This is a genomic window from Nonomuraea sp. NPDC059007 (genome assembly GCF_042740555.1).
Classification (GTDB): Bacteria; Actinomycetota; Actinomycetes; order Streptosporangiales; family Streptosporangiaceae; genus Nonomuraea.
In genome coordinates this window covers 15,336-32,650 of sequence record NZ_JBHYJD010000022.1, presented here as the reverse complement: position 1 = coordinate 32,650, position 17,315 = coordinate 15,336, and the positions used below count along the sequence as shown (strand labels likewise).

The 17,315-nt window shown below is 71.9% G+C and carries 20 protein-coding genes; 10 read left to right on the top strand and 10 right to left on the bottom strand.

Translation table 11 applies throughout. The features are described 5' to 3' along the window. Positions 1–14: 14 nt before the first annotated feature. Positions 15–773 (bottom strand): helix-turn-helix domain-containing protein, encoded by a 759-nt coding sequence (locus ACFWY5_RS31760; RefSeq protein ID WP_379617223.1) that lies wholly within the window; start codon positions 771–773, stop codon positions 15–17. 70 nt (positions 774–843) lie between these two features. Between ACFWY5_RS31760 and ACFWY5_RS31755 the strand changes: the two genes are divergently transcribed. Both ACFWY5_RS31755 and ACFWY5_RS31750 read left to right on the top strand, forming a co-directional pair. After that, positions 844–1,650 (top strand): phytanoyl-CoA dioxygenase family protein, encoded by an 807-nt coding sequence (locus ACFWY5_RS31755; RefSeq protein ID WP_379617221.1) that lies wholly within the window; start codon positions 844–846, stop codon positions 1,648–1,650. Continuing rightward, a complete protein-coding gene (locus ACFWY5_RS31750) occupies positions 1,647–1,910 on the top strand; it encodes a hypothetical protein (protein WP_184962033.1) in 264 nt (87 codons plus the stop codon). Before ACFWY5_RS31755 ends, ACFWY5_RS31750 begins: the two co-directional genes overlap by 4 nt. On the opposite strand, the gene ACFWY5_RS31745 is transcribed toward ACFWY5_RS31750, so the two are convergent. Next, the gene (locus ACFWY5_RS31745; protein ID WP_379636310.1) at positions 1,899–3,116 is read right to left on the bottom strand and encodes a phytase; all 1,218 of its coding nucleotides are present in this window, start codon (positions 3,114–3,116) and stop codon (positions 1,899–1,901) included. The genes ACFWY5_RS31750 and ACFWY5_RS31745 overlap by 12 nt on opposite strands. Before the next feature lie 51 nt (positions 3,117–3,167). Continuing rightward, the gene (locus ACFWY5_RS31740) at positions 3,168–4,307 is read right to left on the bottom strand and encodes an ROK family transcriptional regulator (RefSeq protein ID WP_379617218.1); all 1,140 of its coding nucleotides are present in this window, start codon (positions 4,305–4,307) and stop codon (positions 3,168–3,170) included. 105 nt (positions 4,308–4,412) lie between these two features. Here ACFWY5_RS31740 and ACFWY5_RS31735 point away from each other — a divergent pair, with 105 nt between their 5' ends. From ACFWY5_RS31735 to ACFWY5_RS31715, 5 genes are read left to right on the top strand one after another with little or no spacing between them, the layout of a single operon-like run. Beyond that, complete coding sequence (locus ACFWY5_RS31735; protein ID WP_379636309.1) at positions 4,413–5,141, top strand: amino acid ABC transporter ATP-binding protein; 729 nt, start codon at positions 4,413–4,415, stop codon at positions 5,139–5,141. 17 nt (positions 5,142–5,158) lie between these two features. Then, positions 5,159–6,076: a glutamate ABC transporter substrate-binding protein gene (locus ACFWY5_RS31730; protein ID WP_379617214.1), complete on the top strand. Its 918-nt coding sequence runs from the start codon at positions 5,159–5,161 to the stop codon at positions 6,074–6,076. Further along, positions 6,076–6,720, top strand: a complete 645-nt coding sequence (locus ACFWY5_RS31725; RefSeq protein ID WP_379617212.1) for an amino acid ABC transporter permease — start codon at positions 6,076–6,078, stop codon at positions 6,718–6,720. The genes ACFWY5_RS31730 and ACFWY5_RS31725 overlap by 1 nt, the downstream gene beginning before the upstream one ends. Further along, positions 6,717–7,514 (top strand): amino acid ABC transporter permease, encoded by a 798-nt coding sequence (locus tag ACFWY5_RS31720; RefSeq protein WP_379617210.1) that lies wholly within the window; start codon positions 6,717–6,719, stop codon positions 7,512–7,514. Before ACFWY5_RS31725 ends, ACFWY5_RS31720 begins: the two co-directional genes overlap by 4 nt. Further along, complete coding sequence (locus tag ACFWY5_RS31715; RefSeq protein ID WP_379636308.1) at positions 7,507–8,448, top strand: asparaginase; 942 nt, start codon at positions 7,507–7,509, stop codon at positions 8,446–8,448. The genes ACFWY5_RS31720 and ACFWY5_RS31715 overlap by 8 nt, the downstream gene beginning before the upstream one ends. 22 nt (positions 8,449–8,470) lie before the next feature. Here ACFWY5_RS31715 and ACFWY5_RS31710 read toward each other — a convergent pair whose 3' ends face one another. After that, positions 8,471–9,421, bottom strand: coding sequence for a PHP domain-containing protein (locus tag ACFWY5_RS31710; protein ID WP_379636307.1), 951 nt, complete (start codon positions 9,419–9,421; stop codon positions 8,471–8,473). An 83-nt stretch (positions 9,422–9,504) separates the two neighbouring features. Here ACFWY5_RS31710 and ACFWY5_RS31705 point away from each other — a divergent pair, with 83 nt between their 5' ends. The 3 genes from ACFWY5_RS31705 to ACFWY5_RS31695 are packed head-to-tail and all read left to right on the top strand — an operon-like array spanning position 9,505 to position 12,304. Further along, positions 9,505–10,602: an LLM class flavin-dependent oxidoreductase gene (locus ACFWY5_RS31705; RefSeq protein ID WP_379617204.1), complete on the top strand. Its 1,098-nt coding sequence runs from the start codon at positions 9,505–9,507 to the stop codon at positions 10,600–10,602. Between the two features lie 35 nt (positions 10,603–10,637). Further along, positions 10,638–11,714: an LLM class flavin-dependent oxidoreductase gene (locus tag ACFWY5_RS31700; protein WP_379636448.1), complete on the top strand. Its 1,077-nt coding sequence runs from the start codon at positions 10,638–10,640 to the stop codon at positions 11,712–11,714. Next, on the top strand, positions 11,711–12,304 hold the full coding sequence (locus ACFWY5_RS31695; protein WP_379636306.1) for a CE1759 family FMN reductase: 594 nt from the start codon (positions 11,711–11,713) through the stop codon (positions 12,302–12,304). The genes ACFWY5_RS31700 and ACFWY5_RS31695 overlap by 4 nt, the downstream gene beginning before the upstream one ends. Positions 12,305–12,431: 127 nt before the next feature. On the opposite strand, the gene ACFWY5_RS31690 is transcribed toward ACFWY5_RS31695, so the two are convergent. Genes ACFWY5_RS31690 through ACFWY5_RS31665 form a run of 6 tightly spaced genes read right to left on the bottom strand, consistent with a single transcriptional unit; the run spans position 12,432 to position 17,261 of the window. Continuing rightward, complete coding sequence (locus tag ACFWY5_RS31690) at positions 12,432–13,340, bottom strand: SGNH/GDSL hydrolase family protein (protein WP_379617200.1); 909 nt, start codon at positions 13,338–13,340, stop codon at positions 12,432–12,434. A gap of 37 nt (positions 13,341–13,377) precedes the next feature. Further along, positions 13,378–14,064, bottom strand: coding sequence for a type 1 glutamine amidotransferase (locus ACFWY5_RS31685; protein ID WP_379636305.1), 687 nt, complete (start codon positions 14,062–14,064; stop codon positions 13,378–13,380). Beyond that, positions 14,057–14,464 carry a DUF5655 domain-containing protein gene (locus ACFWY5_RS31680; RefSeq protein ID WP_379636304.1) on the bottom strand — a complete coding sequence of 136 codons (408 nt, stop codon included), beginning with the start codon at positions 14,462–14,464 and terminating at the stop codon, positions 14,057–14,059. Before ACFWY5_RS31680 ends, ACFWY5_RS31685 begins: the two co-directional genes overlap by 8 nt. Beyond that, entirely contained in the window at positions 14,461–15,123 is a 663-nt protein-coding gene (locus ACFWY5_RS31675) for a hypothetical protein (RefSeq protein WP_379617195.1), read from the bottom strand. The genes ACFWY5_RS31680 and ACFWY5_RS31675 overlap by 4 nt, the downstream gene beginning before the upstream one ends. A gap of 53 nt (positions 15,124–15,176) precedes the next feature. After that, positions 15,177–15,914: a sulfite exporter TauE/SafE family protein gene (locus ACFWY5_RS31670; RefSeq protein ID WP_379617193.1), complete on the bottom strand. Its 738-nt coding sequence runs from the start codon at positions 15,912–15,914 to the stop codon at positions 15,177–15,179. 45 nt (positions 15,915–15,959) lie between these two features. Beyond that, positions 15,960–17,261, bottom strand: coding sequence for an ABC1 kinase family protein (locus ACFWY5_RS31665; protein ID WP_379636303.1), 1,302 nt, complete (start codon positions 17,259–17,261; stop codon positions 15,960–15,962). Positions 17,262–17,315 lie beyond the last annotated feature (54 nt).

Sequence of the window (17,315 nt, the reverse complement as noted above, 5' to 3'; positions counted from 1 at the left end):
CCCGCAGGGAGGTGTCAGCCCGACTGGCGGATGGCGCGGGGGGCGGCGCCGAGTTCGCGGCGGCAGGCCTTGTTGAAGGCCTGCAGGTCGGCCAGGCCCACGGCGGCGGCCACCGCCGGGATCGGCAGCGTGGTCTCGCGCAGCAGGTGGCGGGCCTGCTCCAGGCGGCGGCGCCGGATGTAGGCGACGACGGTGTCGCCGGTCTCGGCGCGGAACAGCCGGGTCAGGTGGTTGTGCGAGATGCCGGCGGCGCCCGCCACCTCGGGCACGGTCAGCGGCTGGGCCAGGTGTGACTCGATGTGCGCGATGGCCAGCCGCACCGCGGCGTGCGGGCCCTCCGACTCGGCCAGACGGGCCACCCGCCACAGCACCGTCCAGGCCGCGGCGGCGGCCATCGCGGGCGTCGCGGGAGCGGCGGTGATCGCCTGGCGCAGCAGGTCGCGCAGGAACGGGGTGTCGGCGCCGGCGTCCTGCATCAGCGGCACCGTCACCGGCGCGCCCTCCTCGGGCAGGCGCAGGTGGGCGTAGAGGTGCTCGGAGCGGCCCTCGTAGAAGTACTGGACGAGCTCGCCGGGCGGGATCAGGCTCACCCGGCCCGGCCGGATCTCGTGGGTGCGGCCGCCGACGGTCAGCCGGGCGGAGTAGGAGTACAGGTGCAGCTGCCACAGGCCGCGCAGGCGGAAGATGTCGCGGCGGCGGCCAACCCCGTGCACGCCCACCCCCGCGTTGGCCACCTCGGGCGGCGCGCCGAGGTGGGGGGTCACACGGTCCATGGTGAGAATCTACCAGTAATGGTGAGCCAGACCCACGAACGAGCAGGGCCTGTGATCCTACGGTTGACGCATGGAAACCACTCTTCTCACCTCGGTGGAGGTGGCGCGGTTCGTGGCCCAGGGGTTCCTGAGGCTGGACTCCGCGGTGCCGGAGGAGCTCAACGCGGAGGCGATCGGCGTGCTCTCCGCGGGCATCCCCCCGGTCCCGTACGGCACGCCGCTGCCGCTGGCCTTCCCCGAGGGCTCGTTCGCCCGCCGCCTGGTCGAGGTCCCCCGGGTGGCCGGCGCGCTGCGCAGCCTGGTCGGGCCCGACCCCACCGTCGACCACCACGCCGTGCACGTGCGCGAACCCCAGGGCGGCAGCGCCCAGCCGCTGCACGGCGACGCCATCATCGACACCCGTACCGACGCTTTCGACGTGCAGCTCATGTACTTCCCGCACGAGGTGAGCGCGGCCATGGGCGGCACGCTGCTGGTGCCCGGCAGCCACCTGCGGCGGACCAACGAGAGCGACACCGGCCGCTACCAGAACCTGCGCGGCCAGATCAGGCTGACCTGCCCGGCGGGCACCGTGCTGCTGCTGCACCACGGCATCTGGCACGGCGGGCGGCGCAACGACAGCGACGAGCGGCGTTACATGTTCAAGATCCGCTTCAATCCCACCGTGCGGCAGGTGCGCCTGTGGGACACCGCCGACCTGGACGACCCGGCCGTGCCGGCGGAGTTGTCCACCCGCTTCCCCTGGTACGAGCCCGCGACGGGCCGGCTGGAGGTCTACAACCGGGTCGCGATGTGGCGTGCGATGACCGGCTTCGACGGATTCGACGTCGACCACTGGGCCACCCGTGTCAGCAACCGCCCCCGGAGGATCGCGTGAAGCAGCAGGTTCTGGTTCTGTACCTGGCCACCTCGGCCCTGGACGCGCCCGTGGTCGGCTGGGCGTCCTACGACGGCACCGGGCGCACCACCCCGACGACGGGCGACGGCGACGAGCCGCCCTACGACAGCGGGGTGGCGGCCCTGCGGGACGGCTGGCGGCTGTTCCAGGCCTCCCAGCTCATCCCGCCCTATCCCGGGCACGAGTACGACACGTCGTTCCTCAAGCACGAGTTCTTCTTCGAGAAGCTAGCGGACTAGCCGCGCGTCCCAGGGGACGAACTTGAAGTTGGTGTTCTCCCGCTCGCCGTCCGCCGGGGTGTTCTGCCCGTCGTGGACGACCAGCAGGCCCTCGCGGAACCGGCCGAGCGGCTCGCCGACCACCATCGCGCCGTCGCTGTGCTCGGTGGCGTCGATGCCCCGGCCGGTTCCGACCCGGAACGAGCCGAGGTAGGCGTTGCGGCCCTCGCGGCGGTAGGCGGCGAAGGTGTTGTCGCCCTGGCTGGAGGCCAGCAGGTAGCCGGCGCCGCCCTTGCCGTACCAGATGGTCAGGCCCTCGGCGTCGGCGGCCAGGTGCTCGCCGCCGTGGCCGCGGTCCTCGCCGGGCAGGCACTCCTCGGTCTTGGGGTCGTAGGTGTCCTGCCGGCCGTACTCCTTGACCTTGTCGACCAGGACGGGCTCGCCGGACAGGTCGGCGGGCAGCCGCCAGATGCCGACGTCCTCCTGCGCGGCGTAGAGCACGTCCCGGCCGCGGTCGACGACCATGCCCTCGACCTGGGCCAGCTCGCCGGGCTCGCCGCACGGCCGCCAGCGGGAGCCGTCGGGCAGCTCGAACGCGCGGGGCAGGTCGAGGGTGCGCACCAGCCTGTAGCTCACCTTGCCGCGGCGCTCGGTCAGCCTGGCCAGCCCGATCCGGGTCTGGTGGCGGCGGCTGACCAGCGCGTAGTCGCCGCCGCCGTCCTGCCAGGTGGCCAGGCCGTAGGCGGTGCGGGCCTCGTTGACCTCCTTCTGGTCCTTGTTGAAGACGTACGGCGCCGCCGGGTCGCTCACGTCGGCCAGTCGCAGCGTGACCGGGTCGACGGCGTAGAAGCGGAGCTGGTCGCGGCCCCGGTCGGAGACGACGGCCAGGTCCCTGCCGTGGAAGCCGTAGACGAGGTCGACGTTGTTGAAGCGGCCGGGCTCGTCGTCCTTGCCCGGCGCGGGCGGGGCGGCGATGTGCTGGAGCTGCCTGCCGTCGAGGTCGTAGACGTAGAGGCCGCCTTCCTTGGCGGTGGCGATCACCAGGCTGCGCGCGGAGTTCTTCTTGTTGACCCAGATGGCGGGGTCGTCGCCGTTGGCGTTGCCGCCGGCCGCGTCGTCGAAGAGGGCCGGCGTCTCGGCGAGCGGGGTCGCCCGCGGCGGGTCGGCGGCCAGCGCGGGCGCCGCGCTGACGGCGACCAGCGCGAGGCTGAGCAGGAGGGTTCGCATGCGCGGAGTGTGGCGCTCGCGCGGGAACGGCCGGTGAACGGCGGATGACGGCTAGAGGACGGCGTCGAGCAGGAGCGCTCCACCGCCCAGCAGCGCCGCGTCCTGGCCGGCGCGGGCGGGGGCGATCTCCAGTTCGCGGGTGGCCAGCGGCAGGCAGCGCTCGTAGACGGCGGCCCTGATCGAGGCGATGAGCGGCTCGGCCGCGGCCAGGCTGCCGCCGACGGCGATCACGTCGGGGTTGAAGAAGTTGACCAGGACGGTGAGCACCTCGCCGATCATGCGCCCGGCGGTGCGGACGAGGCTGGTGGCCTCGGGTACCGCGTCGTCCACCAGGCCGACGATGTCGGCGGGCCGCTCGACGGCGATGCCCGCCTCGGCCAGGGCCGCCTGGAGCGCGGCGCCGCTGGCGTAGGCCTCCAGGCAGTCGCGGTGGCCGCAGGCGCAGACGATCGAGGAGTCGGTGCGGACCCTGACGTGGCTGATGTCACCGGCGGCGCCCCTGCCGCGGTGCAGGCGGCCGTTGACGACGACGCCGCAGCCGATGCCGGTCCCGGCCTTGAGGACCATGAGGTTGTCGGCGCCTGGCCAGGAGCGGGCCTCGCCGACGGCCATGAGGTTGGCGTCGTTCTCGACCAGGACGGGCAGGTCGTAGCGGGCGCGCAGGTGGTCGGCGACGGGGAAGTTGTTCCAGCCGGGCATCCGCGAGGGGCCGACCACGCGTCCCGTCGCGGGGTCGACGGGGCCGGGGATGCCGGTGCCGACGCCGCGCAGCGGGACTCCGGGCGGCGCGTGCGTCTCCAGGAGGTCGTCGAAGGCGTCGGCCAGCCAGTCGAGGACCGCTTCCGGCCCAGCTGTTATGTCGGCTTCACGCTCCTGTACGGCCAGCGGCGTGCCACTGAGGTCGAGCAGGCCGAGCCGTACGTGATGGGCCCCGAGGTCGGCGACGGTGAGCACGCCCGCGCTCGGCGACAGCCTGAGCCGGCGGGGACGGCGCCCGCCCCGCGAGGTGCCCGAGCCCTCCTCGACGAGCAGCCCGGCGTCGCGCAGTTCCTCCACGCGCAGCGACACGCTGGAGGCCGCGAGGCCCGACAGGCGCGCCAGTTCCGCGCGTGATTCGGCCTGCCCGGTGGCGACGAGCCGCAGCAGGTCCCCCTGCGCCCCCGTCACCGGCAGTCGCTCTTTGCCAGACATGTGGAGATGAATACCACGGTTCGGCTTTGTTCGACAACGTGTTGACTTCGCATGAAATCATCTATTACGGTCCGCTCTATCTTCGATATCGAAGGAAGTAGCTGGATGATTCGGGCAAGAGGGCTGAACAAGTGGTTCGGCGAGCACCACGTGCTGCGGGACGTCGACCTCGACGTCGCGCGGGGCGAGGTCGTCGTGGTGGTCGGCCCGTCCGGGTCCGGCAAGTCGACGCTGTGCCGCTGCCTCAACCGGCTGGAGACCGTCCAGCGGGGCGAGGTCGTCATCGACGGCGTGCCCGCGCCCCTGGAGGGCCGCGAGCTGGCGAAGCTGCGGGCCGACGTGGGGATGGTGTTCCAGTCCTTCAACCTCTTCCAGCATATGAGCGTGCTGGACAACGTCATGCTCGCTCCGGTGAAGGTGCGCGGCGCCGGCCGTACCGAGGCCGAGAAGAGCGCGCGTGAGCTGCTGGAGCGCGTCGGCATCGGCGCGCAGGCGGACAAGCTGCCCGCCCAGTTGTCCGGCGGCCAGCAGCAGCGCGCGGCCATCGCCCGCGCGCTGGCCATGAGGCCCAAGGTCATGCTCTTCGACGAGCCCACCTCGGCGCTCGACCCCGAGATGGTCGGCGAGGTGCTCGACGTCATGACCGGGCTGGCGGCCGACGGGATGACCATGGTCGTGGTCACCCACGAGATGGGCTTCGCGCGCAAGGCCGCCGACCGTGTGGTGTTCATGGCCGACGGCCAGATCGTCGAACAGGGCGCTCCCGCGGCGTTCTTCGACTCCCCGCAGACGGACCGGGCCAGGGACTTCCTGGCCAAAGTACTGACTCACTAACGCAAGGGATGGTGTCCATGAGAAAGATGGTCGCTGTCGTCGCCGTGTCGCTGCTCGGCCTGGCCGCGTGTTCCAGCACCGGTGGCGGCTCGAACCCAGCCGTACCCGGGGAGGCCAAGCCCGCCGCGAGCGGCCTGCTCGCGAAGGCGCCCGTCGCCGACGCCGCCGCGATCGTGCCCGGCTCGACGATGGACAAGATCAAGAAGCGCGGCGAGCTGCTCGTCGGCGGTTCCCTCGACGCGCCGCTGCTGTCGCAGCAGAACCCGGTCAACGGCGAGGTCGAGGGCTTCGACGCCTCGATGGGCAAGGCGCTGGCCAAGTACATCATCGGCGAGCCCAAGGTGAAGATCGTCAACTCGGCGTCGGAGACGCGTGAGGCTCTGATCGGCAACGGCACCGTGGACGTGGTCTTCCAGACGTACACGATCACGCCGGAGCGGGCCAAGCAGGTCGCGTTCGCCGGGCCGTACTACACCTCCGGGCTGTCGATCGCGGTCAAGAAGGGCACCACCGGCATCGCCAAGCCAGAGGACCTCAACGGCAAGAAGGTCATCGCGGGCGCCAACACCCCGGCCATCGCGGCCATCAAGAAGCTGGCGCCGCAGGCCGAGATCATCACGTTCGGCTCCGACCCCGAGTGCATGCAGGCGCTCAAGCAGGACCGGGGCGTGGCCTACGTCCAGGACGAGACCCTGCTGGCGGCCAACGCGCAGAAGGACCCGACCGTCCAGGTGATCGGCAACCCCTTCACCGAGGACCCCTACGGCATCGGCCTCAAGCACGGCGACGAGCAGTTCAAGAAGTTCGTCAACGACTGGCTGAAGAAGATGCAGGACGCCGGGGTCTGGCAGCAGGCGTGGAAGGACTCCCTCGGCACCGTCGTCAAGGGTGAGGCCCCCGCGCCGCCGGCGATCGGCTCGGTGCCGGGTTCCTGATGTCCGTCCTCCTGGACTACCTGCCGGAGTTGTGGCAGGGCCTCCTCGTGACGCTCCAGCTCACCGTCGCGTCGTTCGTCGGCGCGGCGGTGCTCGGGGTGCTGGTCACGGCGATGCGGGTGAGCCCGGTTCCCGTGTTGCGGGCGCTGGGCACCGCCTACGTCGAGACATTTCAGAATCTGCCGTTGCTTGTGCTTCTTGTCCTGGTCTTCTTCGGACTGCCGGAGATCGGGATCCAGGGGCCGCCGATGGCGACCGCGATCGTGGTGATCGCCGTCTACCAGGCCGCGTACATGGCCGAGGCGCTGCGGTCCGGCGTCAACTCCGTGTCCAAGGGCCAGGCTGAGGCGGCCCGCGCGCTCGGGCTGACCTTCGGCCAGTCGCTGCGGCTGGTCATCCTGCCCCAGGCGCTGCGCACGGTCGTGCAACCGCTCGGCAACCTCACCATCCAGCTCATCATGTCCACCGCGCTGGCCGGGGCGATCAGCGTCGTCGACCTGACCGAGGCGGCCAAGCGGGTCAACCTCCAGGAGGCCCAGCCCATCGCGATCTTCGTGGGCTCCGGCCTCGCCTACGCGGCCATCGCCGCGGCGGTCGGCTTCGTCACCGGACGGCTGGAGCGGCGGCTGGTGATCGTGCGATGAGCACTGTGCTGTTCGACGAGCCGGGACCGCGCGCCAAGCGGCGGATCCGGATCGCCACCGTCCTCGGCGTGCTGGCCACGCTGGCGCTGGCCGCCCTGGCCGTGCGCCAGTTCGCCGCCAACGGGCAGCTCGCGGCCGAACGCTGGCAGCCGTACGCCACCTGGCCCATGTGGCGGTACCTGCTCGACGGCCTGTGGTCGACGGCGCTCTCGGCCGTCGTCGCGGCGGCCCTGTCGATGGCGCTGGGACTGCTGCTCGCGGTCGGCAGGCTGTCCTCACGCCGCTGGCTGCGCGGGCCCGCCACCGCCTACATCGAGGTCGTGCGGACCATCCCCGCGCTGCTCCTCGTCTACGTCGTGCTGTTCGCGCTGCCCAAGTACGGCCTGGACCTGCCGCTGTTCTGGAAGCTCGTGGTCCCGCTCACGGTCTCCAACGCCGCCGCCTTCGCCGAGATCTTCCGCGCCGGCATCCTGTCCATCGAACGCGGCCAGACCGAGGCGGGCCTGGCCGTCGGCCTCACCCGCGGCCAGACCCTGCGGATGATCGTGCTGCCCCAGGCGGCCCGCCGCGTCCTGCCGTCCATCGTCAGCCAGTCCGTCGGCCTGCTGAAGGACACCTCGCTCGGCTTCATCGTCAGCTACGGCGAGCTGTTCTACTCGGGCAAGGTCCTCGTCGCCTACAACGGCCTGCTCATCCAGACCTACATCGTGATCGCGCTCATCTACCTCGTGGTCAACGCCTCCCTGTCCAAGCTCGCCAGGGTTCTGGAGCGAAGGAGTTCCGCACGTGCCTGATTTTCCCGCACTCGCCGAGGTCGTCCGCTCCGGCTTCGTGGAAAGCGTCCACTACGGCAGCGCCGTCGGCCTCGGCCCCGACGGCCGTCCCGAGGTCGTGCTCGGGCCGGTGGACGCGCCGGTGCTGCCGCGTTCCTCGGCGAAGCCGTTCCAGGCGCTGGCCTGCCTGACCTCGGGCGCGGCCCTGCCGGGCGCGCGCCTGGCCATCGCCGCGGGCAGCCACACCGGCGAGGACTTCCACGTGCGGCTCGTCACCGAGCTTCTCGAGGAGTACGGCCTGCGCCCCGCCGACCTGCTCTGTCCCGAGGACTGGCCGGAGGACGAGGCGACCCGGCTGCGCCTGATCCGCGAGGGCGGCGCCAAGACCCGCGAGCGCATGAACTGCTCCGGCAAGCACGCCGCCATGCTGGCCGCCTCGGTGGCCAACGGCTGGGACACCGCCTCCTACCTCTCTCCCGGCCACCCGCTCCAGCTCGCGGTCCGCGCCGCCGTCGAGGAGCTGTCCGGGGAGAAGGCCACGGCGGTGGCCGTGGACGGGTGCGGGGCGCCGCTGTTCGGCATGTCGCTGGCCGGGCTGGCCCGCGCGGTGCGGGCCCTGGTCCTGGCCGCGCCCGGCACCGCGCCCCGGCAGGTGGCCGACGCGATGCGCGAGCACCCCGAGTACGTGGGCGGGACCGGGCACCAGAACACCGACCTGATGCGCGCGCTGCCCGGAGCCGTGGTGAAGGGCGGCGCGGAGGGCGTCCTGGTCGCGGCGCTCCCGTCGGGGCACACGGCCGCGGTCAAGGTCATCGACGGCAGCCCGCGGGCCACGTCGGCGATCGCCGTGTCGGTGCTGGCGCGGATGGGGTGCGACGTGTCGGGGGCGGAGTCCTTCACCCGGATCCCGGTCTACGGCGGCGGAAAGCCGGTCGGCGAGATCCACGCCCTCTGAACCGGCTCTCGACCGGCGCCGCTCAGGGGGACCCGGTAGCCGTCCGGGGAGCACTCGGCGCCGTCGCAGGAGCGCTCGGCGCCGTCCCAGGAGCGCTCGGCGCCGTCCCAGGAGCGCTCGGCGCCGTCCCAGGAGCGCTCGGCGTCGTCCCGGAGTTCGTGGCCGCGGCGCGGAGGGTCTCGTAGACCTCCTCGGTCGTGCTCTCGCGGCCCAGACGGTGACCGGTCAGTTCGCCGTGGTCGTCGCTGGAGCCGGTCACCACCAGCCCGAGGTCGGCGGCGAGGCCGCGCAGCTGTGTGCGGGCCTCGTCGTCGTGGTCCGGGTGGTCGGCCTCCAGGCCGGTCAGCCCGGACGCCGCCAGCTCGGCGATCCAGGCGTCCGGCATCTCGTGGCCGCGTCTCGGGTGGGCGAGGACCGCCGCGCCTCCGGCGGCCCGGACCAGGGCCACCGCGCGGGCCGGGTCGGGGGCGTAGCGGGTCACGTGGGCGCGGCCGCCCGTACCGATCCATTCCGGGGTGAAGGCGCCGTCGGGGGTGGCCACCACGCCCAGCGTGGCCAGCACGCGCGCGATGTGCGGGCGCCCGACCACGCCTCCGTCCGCCACGGCCGTGACCATGTCCATCGTGATCGGCACGCCCAGCTCGGCCAGCCGCCCGACCATGGCCGCCGCCCGGCCGTCGCGCGCCCGCCTGATCAGCTCGCACTCGCGGACCAGCGCGTCGTTCCCGGGGTCGAACCAGTACGCCAGCAGGTGCACGCTGCGCCCGTCGCGGCGGCACGACATCTCCATGCCGGGTACCAGCAGCAGGCCCGCCTCGCGCGCGGCGCGCCCGGCCGCCGCGTGCCCGGCCGTGGTGTCGTGGTCGGTCAGCGCCAGCACGTCGACTCCGGCCGCGCGCGCCCGCCGTACCACCTCCTGGGGCGGCGAGGTGCCGTCGGAGGCGTCGCTGTGGCTGTGCAGATCGATGCGCATGACCTGATTGTGGCGGACGGGAATAAGGCGGGAGAGGCCCGCGCTAAAGTCACCAAAATGGATCGTCAAGATTGGTGACTAAAATGCAGTTCGGCATTTTCAGCGTGGGCGATGTGACGGCGGACCCGAACACGGGCCGCACGCCCACCGAGTACGAGCGGATCAAGGCGATCACCCAGATCGCGGTGAAGGCCGAAGAGGTGGGGCTGGACGTCTTCGCGATCGGCGAGCACCACAACCCGCCCTTCATCCCGTCGTCGCCGACGACGCTGCTGGCCCATGTCGCCGCGCGGACGTCGCGGCTGGTGCTGTCCACGTCGACCACGCTGATCACCACCAACGACCCGGTGAAGATCGCCGAAGACTACGCGATGCTCCAGCACCTGGCCGACGGCCGGGTGGACCTGATGATGGGGCGGGGCAACACCGGCCCGGTCTATCCGTGGTTCGGCCAGGACATCCGGCAGGGGATCCCGCTCGCGATCGAGAACTACGCGCTGCTTCACAAGCTCTGGCGCGAGGACGTCGTGGACTGGCAGGGGCGTTTCCGCACCCCGCTCCAGGGCTTCACCTCCACCCCGCGTCCCCTGGACGGCGTCCCGCCGTTCGTGTGGCATGGCTCGATCCGCTCGCCGGAGATCGCCGAGCAGGCCGCGTACTACGGCGACGGCTTCTTCGCCAACAACATCTTCTGGCCGAAGGAGCACTTCCAGCGCCTGATCAGCCTGTACCGCGACCGCTTCGAGCACTACGGGCACGGCACCCGCGAGCAGGCCATCGTCGGGCTCGGCGGCCAGGTCCACGTCGCGGCGAGGTCGCAGGACGCGATCGCGGAGTTCCGCCCCTACTTCGACAACCACCCGGTGATGGGGCACGGCCCGTCGCTGGAGGAGTACATGGCCGAGACGCCGCTGACCGTCGGCAGCCCGCAGGAGGTCATCGACAAGACCCTGACCTTCCGCGACTCGTTCGGCGACTACCAGCGGCAACTGTTCATCGTGGACGGCGGAGGCCTCCCGCTGCCCAAGGTGATGGAGCAGTTGGAGATCCTTGGGGAGCGGATCGTGCCGGTACTGCGCAAGGAGTTCGCGATCGGCCGGCCCGCGAACGTGCCCGGCGCGCCCACCCACGCTTCGCTCCTGGGGAATAAGGGGCTGGCCATCGGCGCTCAACGGCAGTAGAGTTGAACGTTCAATAGTCAAGGTTGGTGATGAAAGTGCAGTTCGGCATCTTCAGTGTGGGCGACGTGACGACCGACCCGACAGACGGCCGGACTCCCACCGAGCACGAGCGCATCAAGGCGATGGTCGCGATCGCGCTGAAGGCGGAGGAGGCCGGGCTCGACGTCTTCGCGACGGGCGAGCACCACAACCCGCCGTTCGTGCCCTCCTCCCCCACGACCATGCTCGGCTACATCGCCGCGCGGACCTCGCGGCTGATCCTCTCGACCGCGACCACGCTCATCACCACCAACGACCCGGTGAAGATCGCCGAAGACTACGCGATGCTCCAGCACCTGGCCGACGGCCGGGTGGACCTGATGATGGGGCGGGGCAACACCGGCCCCGTCTACCCGTGGTTCGGCCAGGACATCCGCCAGGGCGTCCCGCTCGCGATCGAGAACTACGCCCTGCTCCACAAGCTCTGGCGCGAGGACGTCGTCGACTGGAAGGGCCGCTTCCGCACCCCCCTCCAGGGCTTCACCTCCACCCCGCGCCCCCTGGACGGCATCCCGCCGTTCGTGTGGCACGGCTCCATCCGCACCCCGGAGATCGCCGAGCAGGCCGCGTACTACGGCGACGGCTTCTTCGCCAACAACATCTTCTGGCCCAAAGAGCACTTCCAGCGCCTCATCAAGCTCTACCGGGAGCGGTACGCCCACTACGGCCACGGCACGCCGGAACAGGCGATCGTCGGGCTCGGCGGGCAGGTGTTCATGCGGGCCAGGTCACAGGACGCCGTACGCGAGTTCCGTCCCTACTTCGACAACGCCCCCGTCTACGGCCACGGCCCCTCCCTGGAGGACTTCACGGCCGAGACGCCGCTGACCGTCGGCAGCCCGCAGGAGGTCATCGACAAGACCCTGACCTTCCGCGACTCGTTCGGCGACTACCAACGCCAGCTGTTCCTCATGGACCACGCCGGCCTGCCGCTGAAGACCGTGCTGGAGCAGATCGACATCCTCGGCGAGGAGGTCGTGCCCGTGCTGCGCAAGGAGTTCGCGATCGGCCGGCCCGCCGGCGTCCCCGACGCGCCCACCCATCTGTCCCGACTTGGAGAGAAGAACTCATGAAGCTCGCCGCCGTCTCGGCCGGACTCACCCAGCCGTCCTCCACCCGCCTGCTGACCGACCGGCTGGTGGAGGCCACCGTGCGCGCCGTGGGCGAGGAGGTCGAGGTCGAGGTCGAGGTCGTCGAGCTGCGCGACCTGGCCACCGAGATCGCCAACAACTTCGTCACCGGCTTCGCGGGGCGGGCGTTGCGTACCGCGCAGGAGGCGGTCACCTCGGCCGACGGCCTGATCGCGGTCACCCCGATCTTCACCGCCTCCTACAGCGGATTGTTCAAGTCGTTCTTCGACGTCCTGGACCCCGAGGCGCTGGAGGGCAAGCCGACGCTGATCGCGGCCACGGGCGGCACGCCCCGGCACTCGCTGGCGCTGGAGCACGCGTTGCGGCCGATGTTCGCCTACCTGCACGCGGTCGTCGCCCCGACCGCCGTGTACGCGGCGGCCGAGGACTGGGGCAACGACGACGGCCTGCCCGACCGGATCCGGCGCGCCGCCACGGAGCTGTCCGGCCTCATGAGCCACCGCGCCCCGGCCCGCGAGGAGCGTCTGGTCCCCTTCGCCGAACAGCTCGCCGCCCTCACCCGCGAGCCCTGACCGCCCGCGCCCACCCGGTCGCGGGCGCGGGCCTCGAAGACACACCGCCGGTACGGCCGCGCGGGCCGTACCCACTCAGAGGTCCGCGGGTTGACCCCTCCGGTACGGCGGCGCGGGCCGTACCCGCTCAGACGTCCGCGGGTTTGACCAGGTTGTAGACGACGCGCGCCTGGTGGTCGGCGCCCCGCTGGTTGGGGTGGAAGGGGATGACGGGGCCGAGCGGGTCGGTGGACAGCGGGAGCAGGCCCTCGACCCACCGGACCCCGGGGCGGCGGCAGACGTCGTGGCCGCGGCTGGTGGTGTAGGTGTCGGCCAGGCGTACGCCGGTGGTCCTGGCCACGCGGGTCAGCATGGCGTTGAGCTCGCGGAGCTTGGCCGACAGCCAGTCCATGTCGAGGTCGGTGATCTGGACGTAGGGGTAGCAGCCGCCGACGTCGGGCAGGCCGGCGAGGTAGTCGACGAGGAGGATCTCGGCGCGGGGCGAGCGCTGCTTGATGCCGTTGACGGCCGCCACGACCTTGGGCTCCGTCGCACGGATATTTCCGGACATGCGGTCTACGCCGTCCACCACCCACCGCTTCTTGCACGGCGCCCCGAACGGCGCGGGCAGCGTGCCGCCGGGCAGCGTCAGCGTGGGCAGCAGGCTGATGCAGTCTCCGACCGCCGCGGCCAGCCCCGCGTCGTTGCCGCCGATGCCCAGCGTCACCAGGTCGGTGGTGGCGCTCAGCCGGTCGAACTGCGGCCGGTTCACCCCGTCGATCAGGCCCCTGATCCGCGTGACGTCGTGGGACCTGGTCATGTGGTCGGTGGTCGCCCCGGCGCACGTCGCGTCGCGGAACACGGTGACGCCGAGGGCGGCGGCGACCTGCTTGGGATAGTTCTTGGAGCTCTGCACGCACCCGCTCGGCACGTGCTTGGTCGTGAGGTGGACGATGGAGACGTCGGCGCTCCACGAGTCGCCCAGCGCGACGTACTCGCGGACACCGGAGGCGGGCGCCGTGACCAGGCCCGCCACGAGGATCAGAGGTAGCAGCACCCGCCCATTGTGACGGTCACCCTATGCATCTGTCCGGCTACTGTACGCATACCAGCGTGGCGAACCGGGTGGCCACCGTGCGCCAGATCGGCGTGGAGACGGGCTCGTCGGCGACCGCCCTCGCGTACACCTCGCCGGGGTCGAAGCCGTCCACCTCCCACTGCCTGATCCGCTCGGGCAGCACCTCGGGGTGGAACTGCACGCCCCACGCCCGGTCGCCCACCCGGAAGGCCTGGTAGGGGCAGCGTTCCGTGGAGGCCAGCCACGCCGCGCCGGGCGGCAGGGCGGTGACGGCGTCCACGTGGTGCTCGATCGCGGGCACCACCTCCGGCAGGCCGTGGAAGAGCGGGTCGGCCGCGGCCTCGGGGCGGATCGTCACGGGGGTGCTGCCGTTCTCGGGCGCGCCGGCGTCGGCCGTCACCACCCCGCCCGCCACGTGCGCGAGCAACTGCCCGCCCAGGCAGATCCCGAAGTACGGCACCGCCCGCTCGATCGCCTGCACCGCCAGCTTGCGGGTCCGGGCCAGCCAGGGCGCGCGGGCGTCGTCGTCGGGCAGGTAGCCGCCGCCCAGCACGACCATCGCGTCGTGCTCCAGCGTCTCGGGCAGCGCCGCGCCCTCGTGAGCGTGCACGACCTCCGGCCGCAACCCCGACGCGGCCAGCCAGTCGCCGAACCGGCCGGGGCCGCCGCTCCGGCTGTTCTGCACGATCAGGACGTCACGCATCGTAGGCCTCCGCCATCCACTCGAGAATCTGCCCGTCCACGTCCTCGGGGCGGGTGAACTTGAAGAAGTGCGCGTAGCGGCCGGAGCCCATGGCGAAGCTCCGCGCCAGCAGGGGGTGCGCGATCGGCCGGGCGAGGGTGATCTCCACCTGCAGACTGCGCGCCTTGGGGCGGATCTCGGCGAACTTGCGCTCGGCCTTCAGGAACACCCCGACCCCGACCGCGTCCTCGTGCAGCGGGCCGAGCGGGCCCAGCGGCTCGACCAGGCGATCGTAGATCTCCCGGTAGGCCTCGGGCCACGGCGCGAACACCGCGTCGACGGTGACCCCGGGCACGCACACGTGCGACTGCCGCTCACGTCCGAACTCACGGTCGCAGCGGGGGCAGGCCCATCTGGTCATTCGCGGTGCATCGGACGCGTGGCGTCCTCGCCGCCCGGGGGCTGCTGGGGCTGGAAGACCGAGCCGGGCTCCTGGCCGGGCGGCCGCTGGAAGGCCGACGGCTGCTGCTCCTGCGGCTGGAAGGCCGAGGGCTGGCGTTCCTGCGGCTGGAAGGCCGGGGGCTGCTGGTAGGACTGCTCTGGGCCGGCCGCGGGCTGGTAGGCGCCCGGTCCGTACGGCCCCGCCGTACCGTGGGCTGCGTGCGCGGCCCGCCGCGGTCCCCGCCAGCGCGAGGGGAAGAACGACGCCACGAGCATCCCCACGCCGAGCGTCAGGAGGATGCCGGTGTACATCAGCGTGTTCAGCCCCCGGCTGAACATGCCGGGCAGGAAGTCGGGCAGCAGCCGCATCCGGAGCGACATCTCCAGGATCGGGAAGAGGCCGACGACGGTGTACATGAGCCCGCCGATGAGCGTGGCGACCGGCGAGATCCGCGAGCTGAACAGGAAGGCCACGACCACGCCCGCGGCCGCCATCACCGCGAGCCCGGTCCACGGGGGCGTGAAGGTCCGCATGGCGTGGGTGAACCCGTCCAGGCCGAACGCGAGCACCACCACCAGCAACGGCGCCAGCAGGAGCCCCGCCACTACTCCGAGTCCGTGCCGCGCACCGTTAGACATCTCTGACCCCCGTTCCGGTTAGTGCCATAACCTACCCCGTTGTCCGGCGCCGGTCACGGGGAGGTGTAGGTGTCGTAGCCGAGCTTGGCGGCCACCGCGAGCCCGCACGCGGCGGCGAGATAGCGCAGGCTCTGGCCGGGCAGCCGCCTGGCGATCTTGGGCCCGACCCACCCGCCCAGCAGGAACCCGGCGGCCAGCGGGCCCACCGCGACCCAGTCCACCGGCCCGAACACCGCGAACCCGATCGCCGCCACCGCGTTCGCCAGCCCGGTCAGGACGTTCTTCACCGCGTTGACCTTGGCCGCGGGATGGTCGAGGACGGCCGAGAGGATCGCGAACATGAGAATCCCGCCCGCCGCCCCGAAGTAGCCGACGTAGACGGCGACGGCGTACATGGCCAGCTTGGCCATCACCCCGTGCTCGTGGAGCCTGCTCGCGGTGGGCGGGCGGACCAGCACCAGCGAGGCGCCGGCGATGAGCCACGGCATGATCAGCTCGAACGTCCTGGCCGGGGTGACGAGCAGCAGGGCCGCCCCGGAGGCGCCGCCCAGCGCGGTCAGCCACCCCAGCCGCAGCACCCTGGCGCCCTCGCCGCGCAGCTCGGGGCGGGACCCGGCGGCGGCGCCGACGCCGGTGAAGAGCAGCGCCACGGTGTTGGTGACGTTGGCGGTCAGCGGCGGCAGGCCGAAGGCGAGCAGGGCCGGGTAGGAGACGACCGAGGCGAGGCTGACGACCGTGCTGACGATTCCGGCGGCGATCCCCACCCCGAGCAGTCCCAGCACCTCGATCACCCCCGACATGCTAGGAGGTGGCCGCCGGCTCGCCCGCGCCGGGGGTCAGGAGGTGAAGCCGGGGATCCAGCGTTCGGCCTCCGCGCGGAAGGGGGCGGTGGCCTCCAGCTGGCTCAGCAGGCCGTAGCCGGCGGTCAGCACGCGGAAGCTCATCACGTAGTCGGGCGGCACGTTGAGCGTGCGGAAGATGCTGGTGCCGTCGCCCAGCATGTACAGGCCGCGCTCACGCATCCAGTCGCGGGTGAAGGTGAACGACTCGGCGGCGATCGGCTCGGCGTAGGGGCGCACGAAGGAGCCCAGGGCCTCCAGGTCGATCTCGGCGCCGTCGCGGATGACGCCCTCCTCGCGGAAGACCCGGGCGACGCCTTCGATGTCGTCGGCGGCGCCGTACCGGAGCATGGGTCCGACGGCGGGCGGGTGGCCGTCGGGATAGGCCTTCACGGCGCCGAAGTCCAGCACCCCGAGACGCCCGTCGGGGGTGACGCGGAAGTTTCCGGGGTGCGGGTCGCCGTGCAGGTAGCCGCAGCGGACCGGCGAGGAGAAGGAGAAGCGGACCAGGCGCAGCGCCGCGCGGTCGCGGACCTCCTGCGGGCCGTCGGCGATGATCCGGGCGAGCGGGATGCCGTCGAGCCACTCGGTGACGATCACGTGCTCCGAGGCGGCCACGACGGGCGGGACGGCGATGTCGGGGTCTTCGGCGTACTCGGTGGCGAATGCGTGCCAGGCCTCGGCCTCCTTGCCGTAGTCGAGCTCCTCGGCGACGCGTTCCTGGAGTTCCTGGACGAAGGAGCGCACGTCGAGGCCGGGCAGCAGGACGCCGAAGAGCTTGGCGACCCGGCCGAGCTGCTTGAGGTCGCCGCGCAGGGCCTTGGCGGCGCCGGGGTACTGGACCTTGACGGCCACGGGCCGGCCGTCGGACCACAGGGCCCGGTGCACCTGGCCGATGGAGGCGCTGGCGGCGGGTTCGTCGTCGAAGGCGGCGAAGTGCGCGCGCCAGTCGTCGCCGAAGTCCTCGGCCAGGACCTTGTGCACGGTGGCGGCGGGCATGGGCGGCGCGGAGTCCTGCAGCTTGGTGAGCGCGGCCCGGTAGGGGCCGATGACGGCGGGCGGCAGCGCCGACTCCAGCACCGACAGGAGCTGCCCGATCTTCATGGCGCCGCCCTTGAGCTCGCCGAGCACCTTGAACAGCTGCTCGGCGGTGCGCGCCTGCACCTCGGCCGCGATGAGCTCGGCCGGTCTGCCGAGCGCGCGCTTGCCGAGACCGATCGCGGTACGGCCCGCGTATCCGAGAGGAAGGGCGGCGAGCTTCGCCGTCCGGGCCACCGCCGACTGCGGAAGATCAGACATGTCCTTATCTTTTGGACTCAATGCCAATAAGGCAACGTGACAGTCGCCACATCG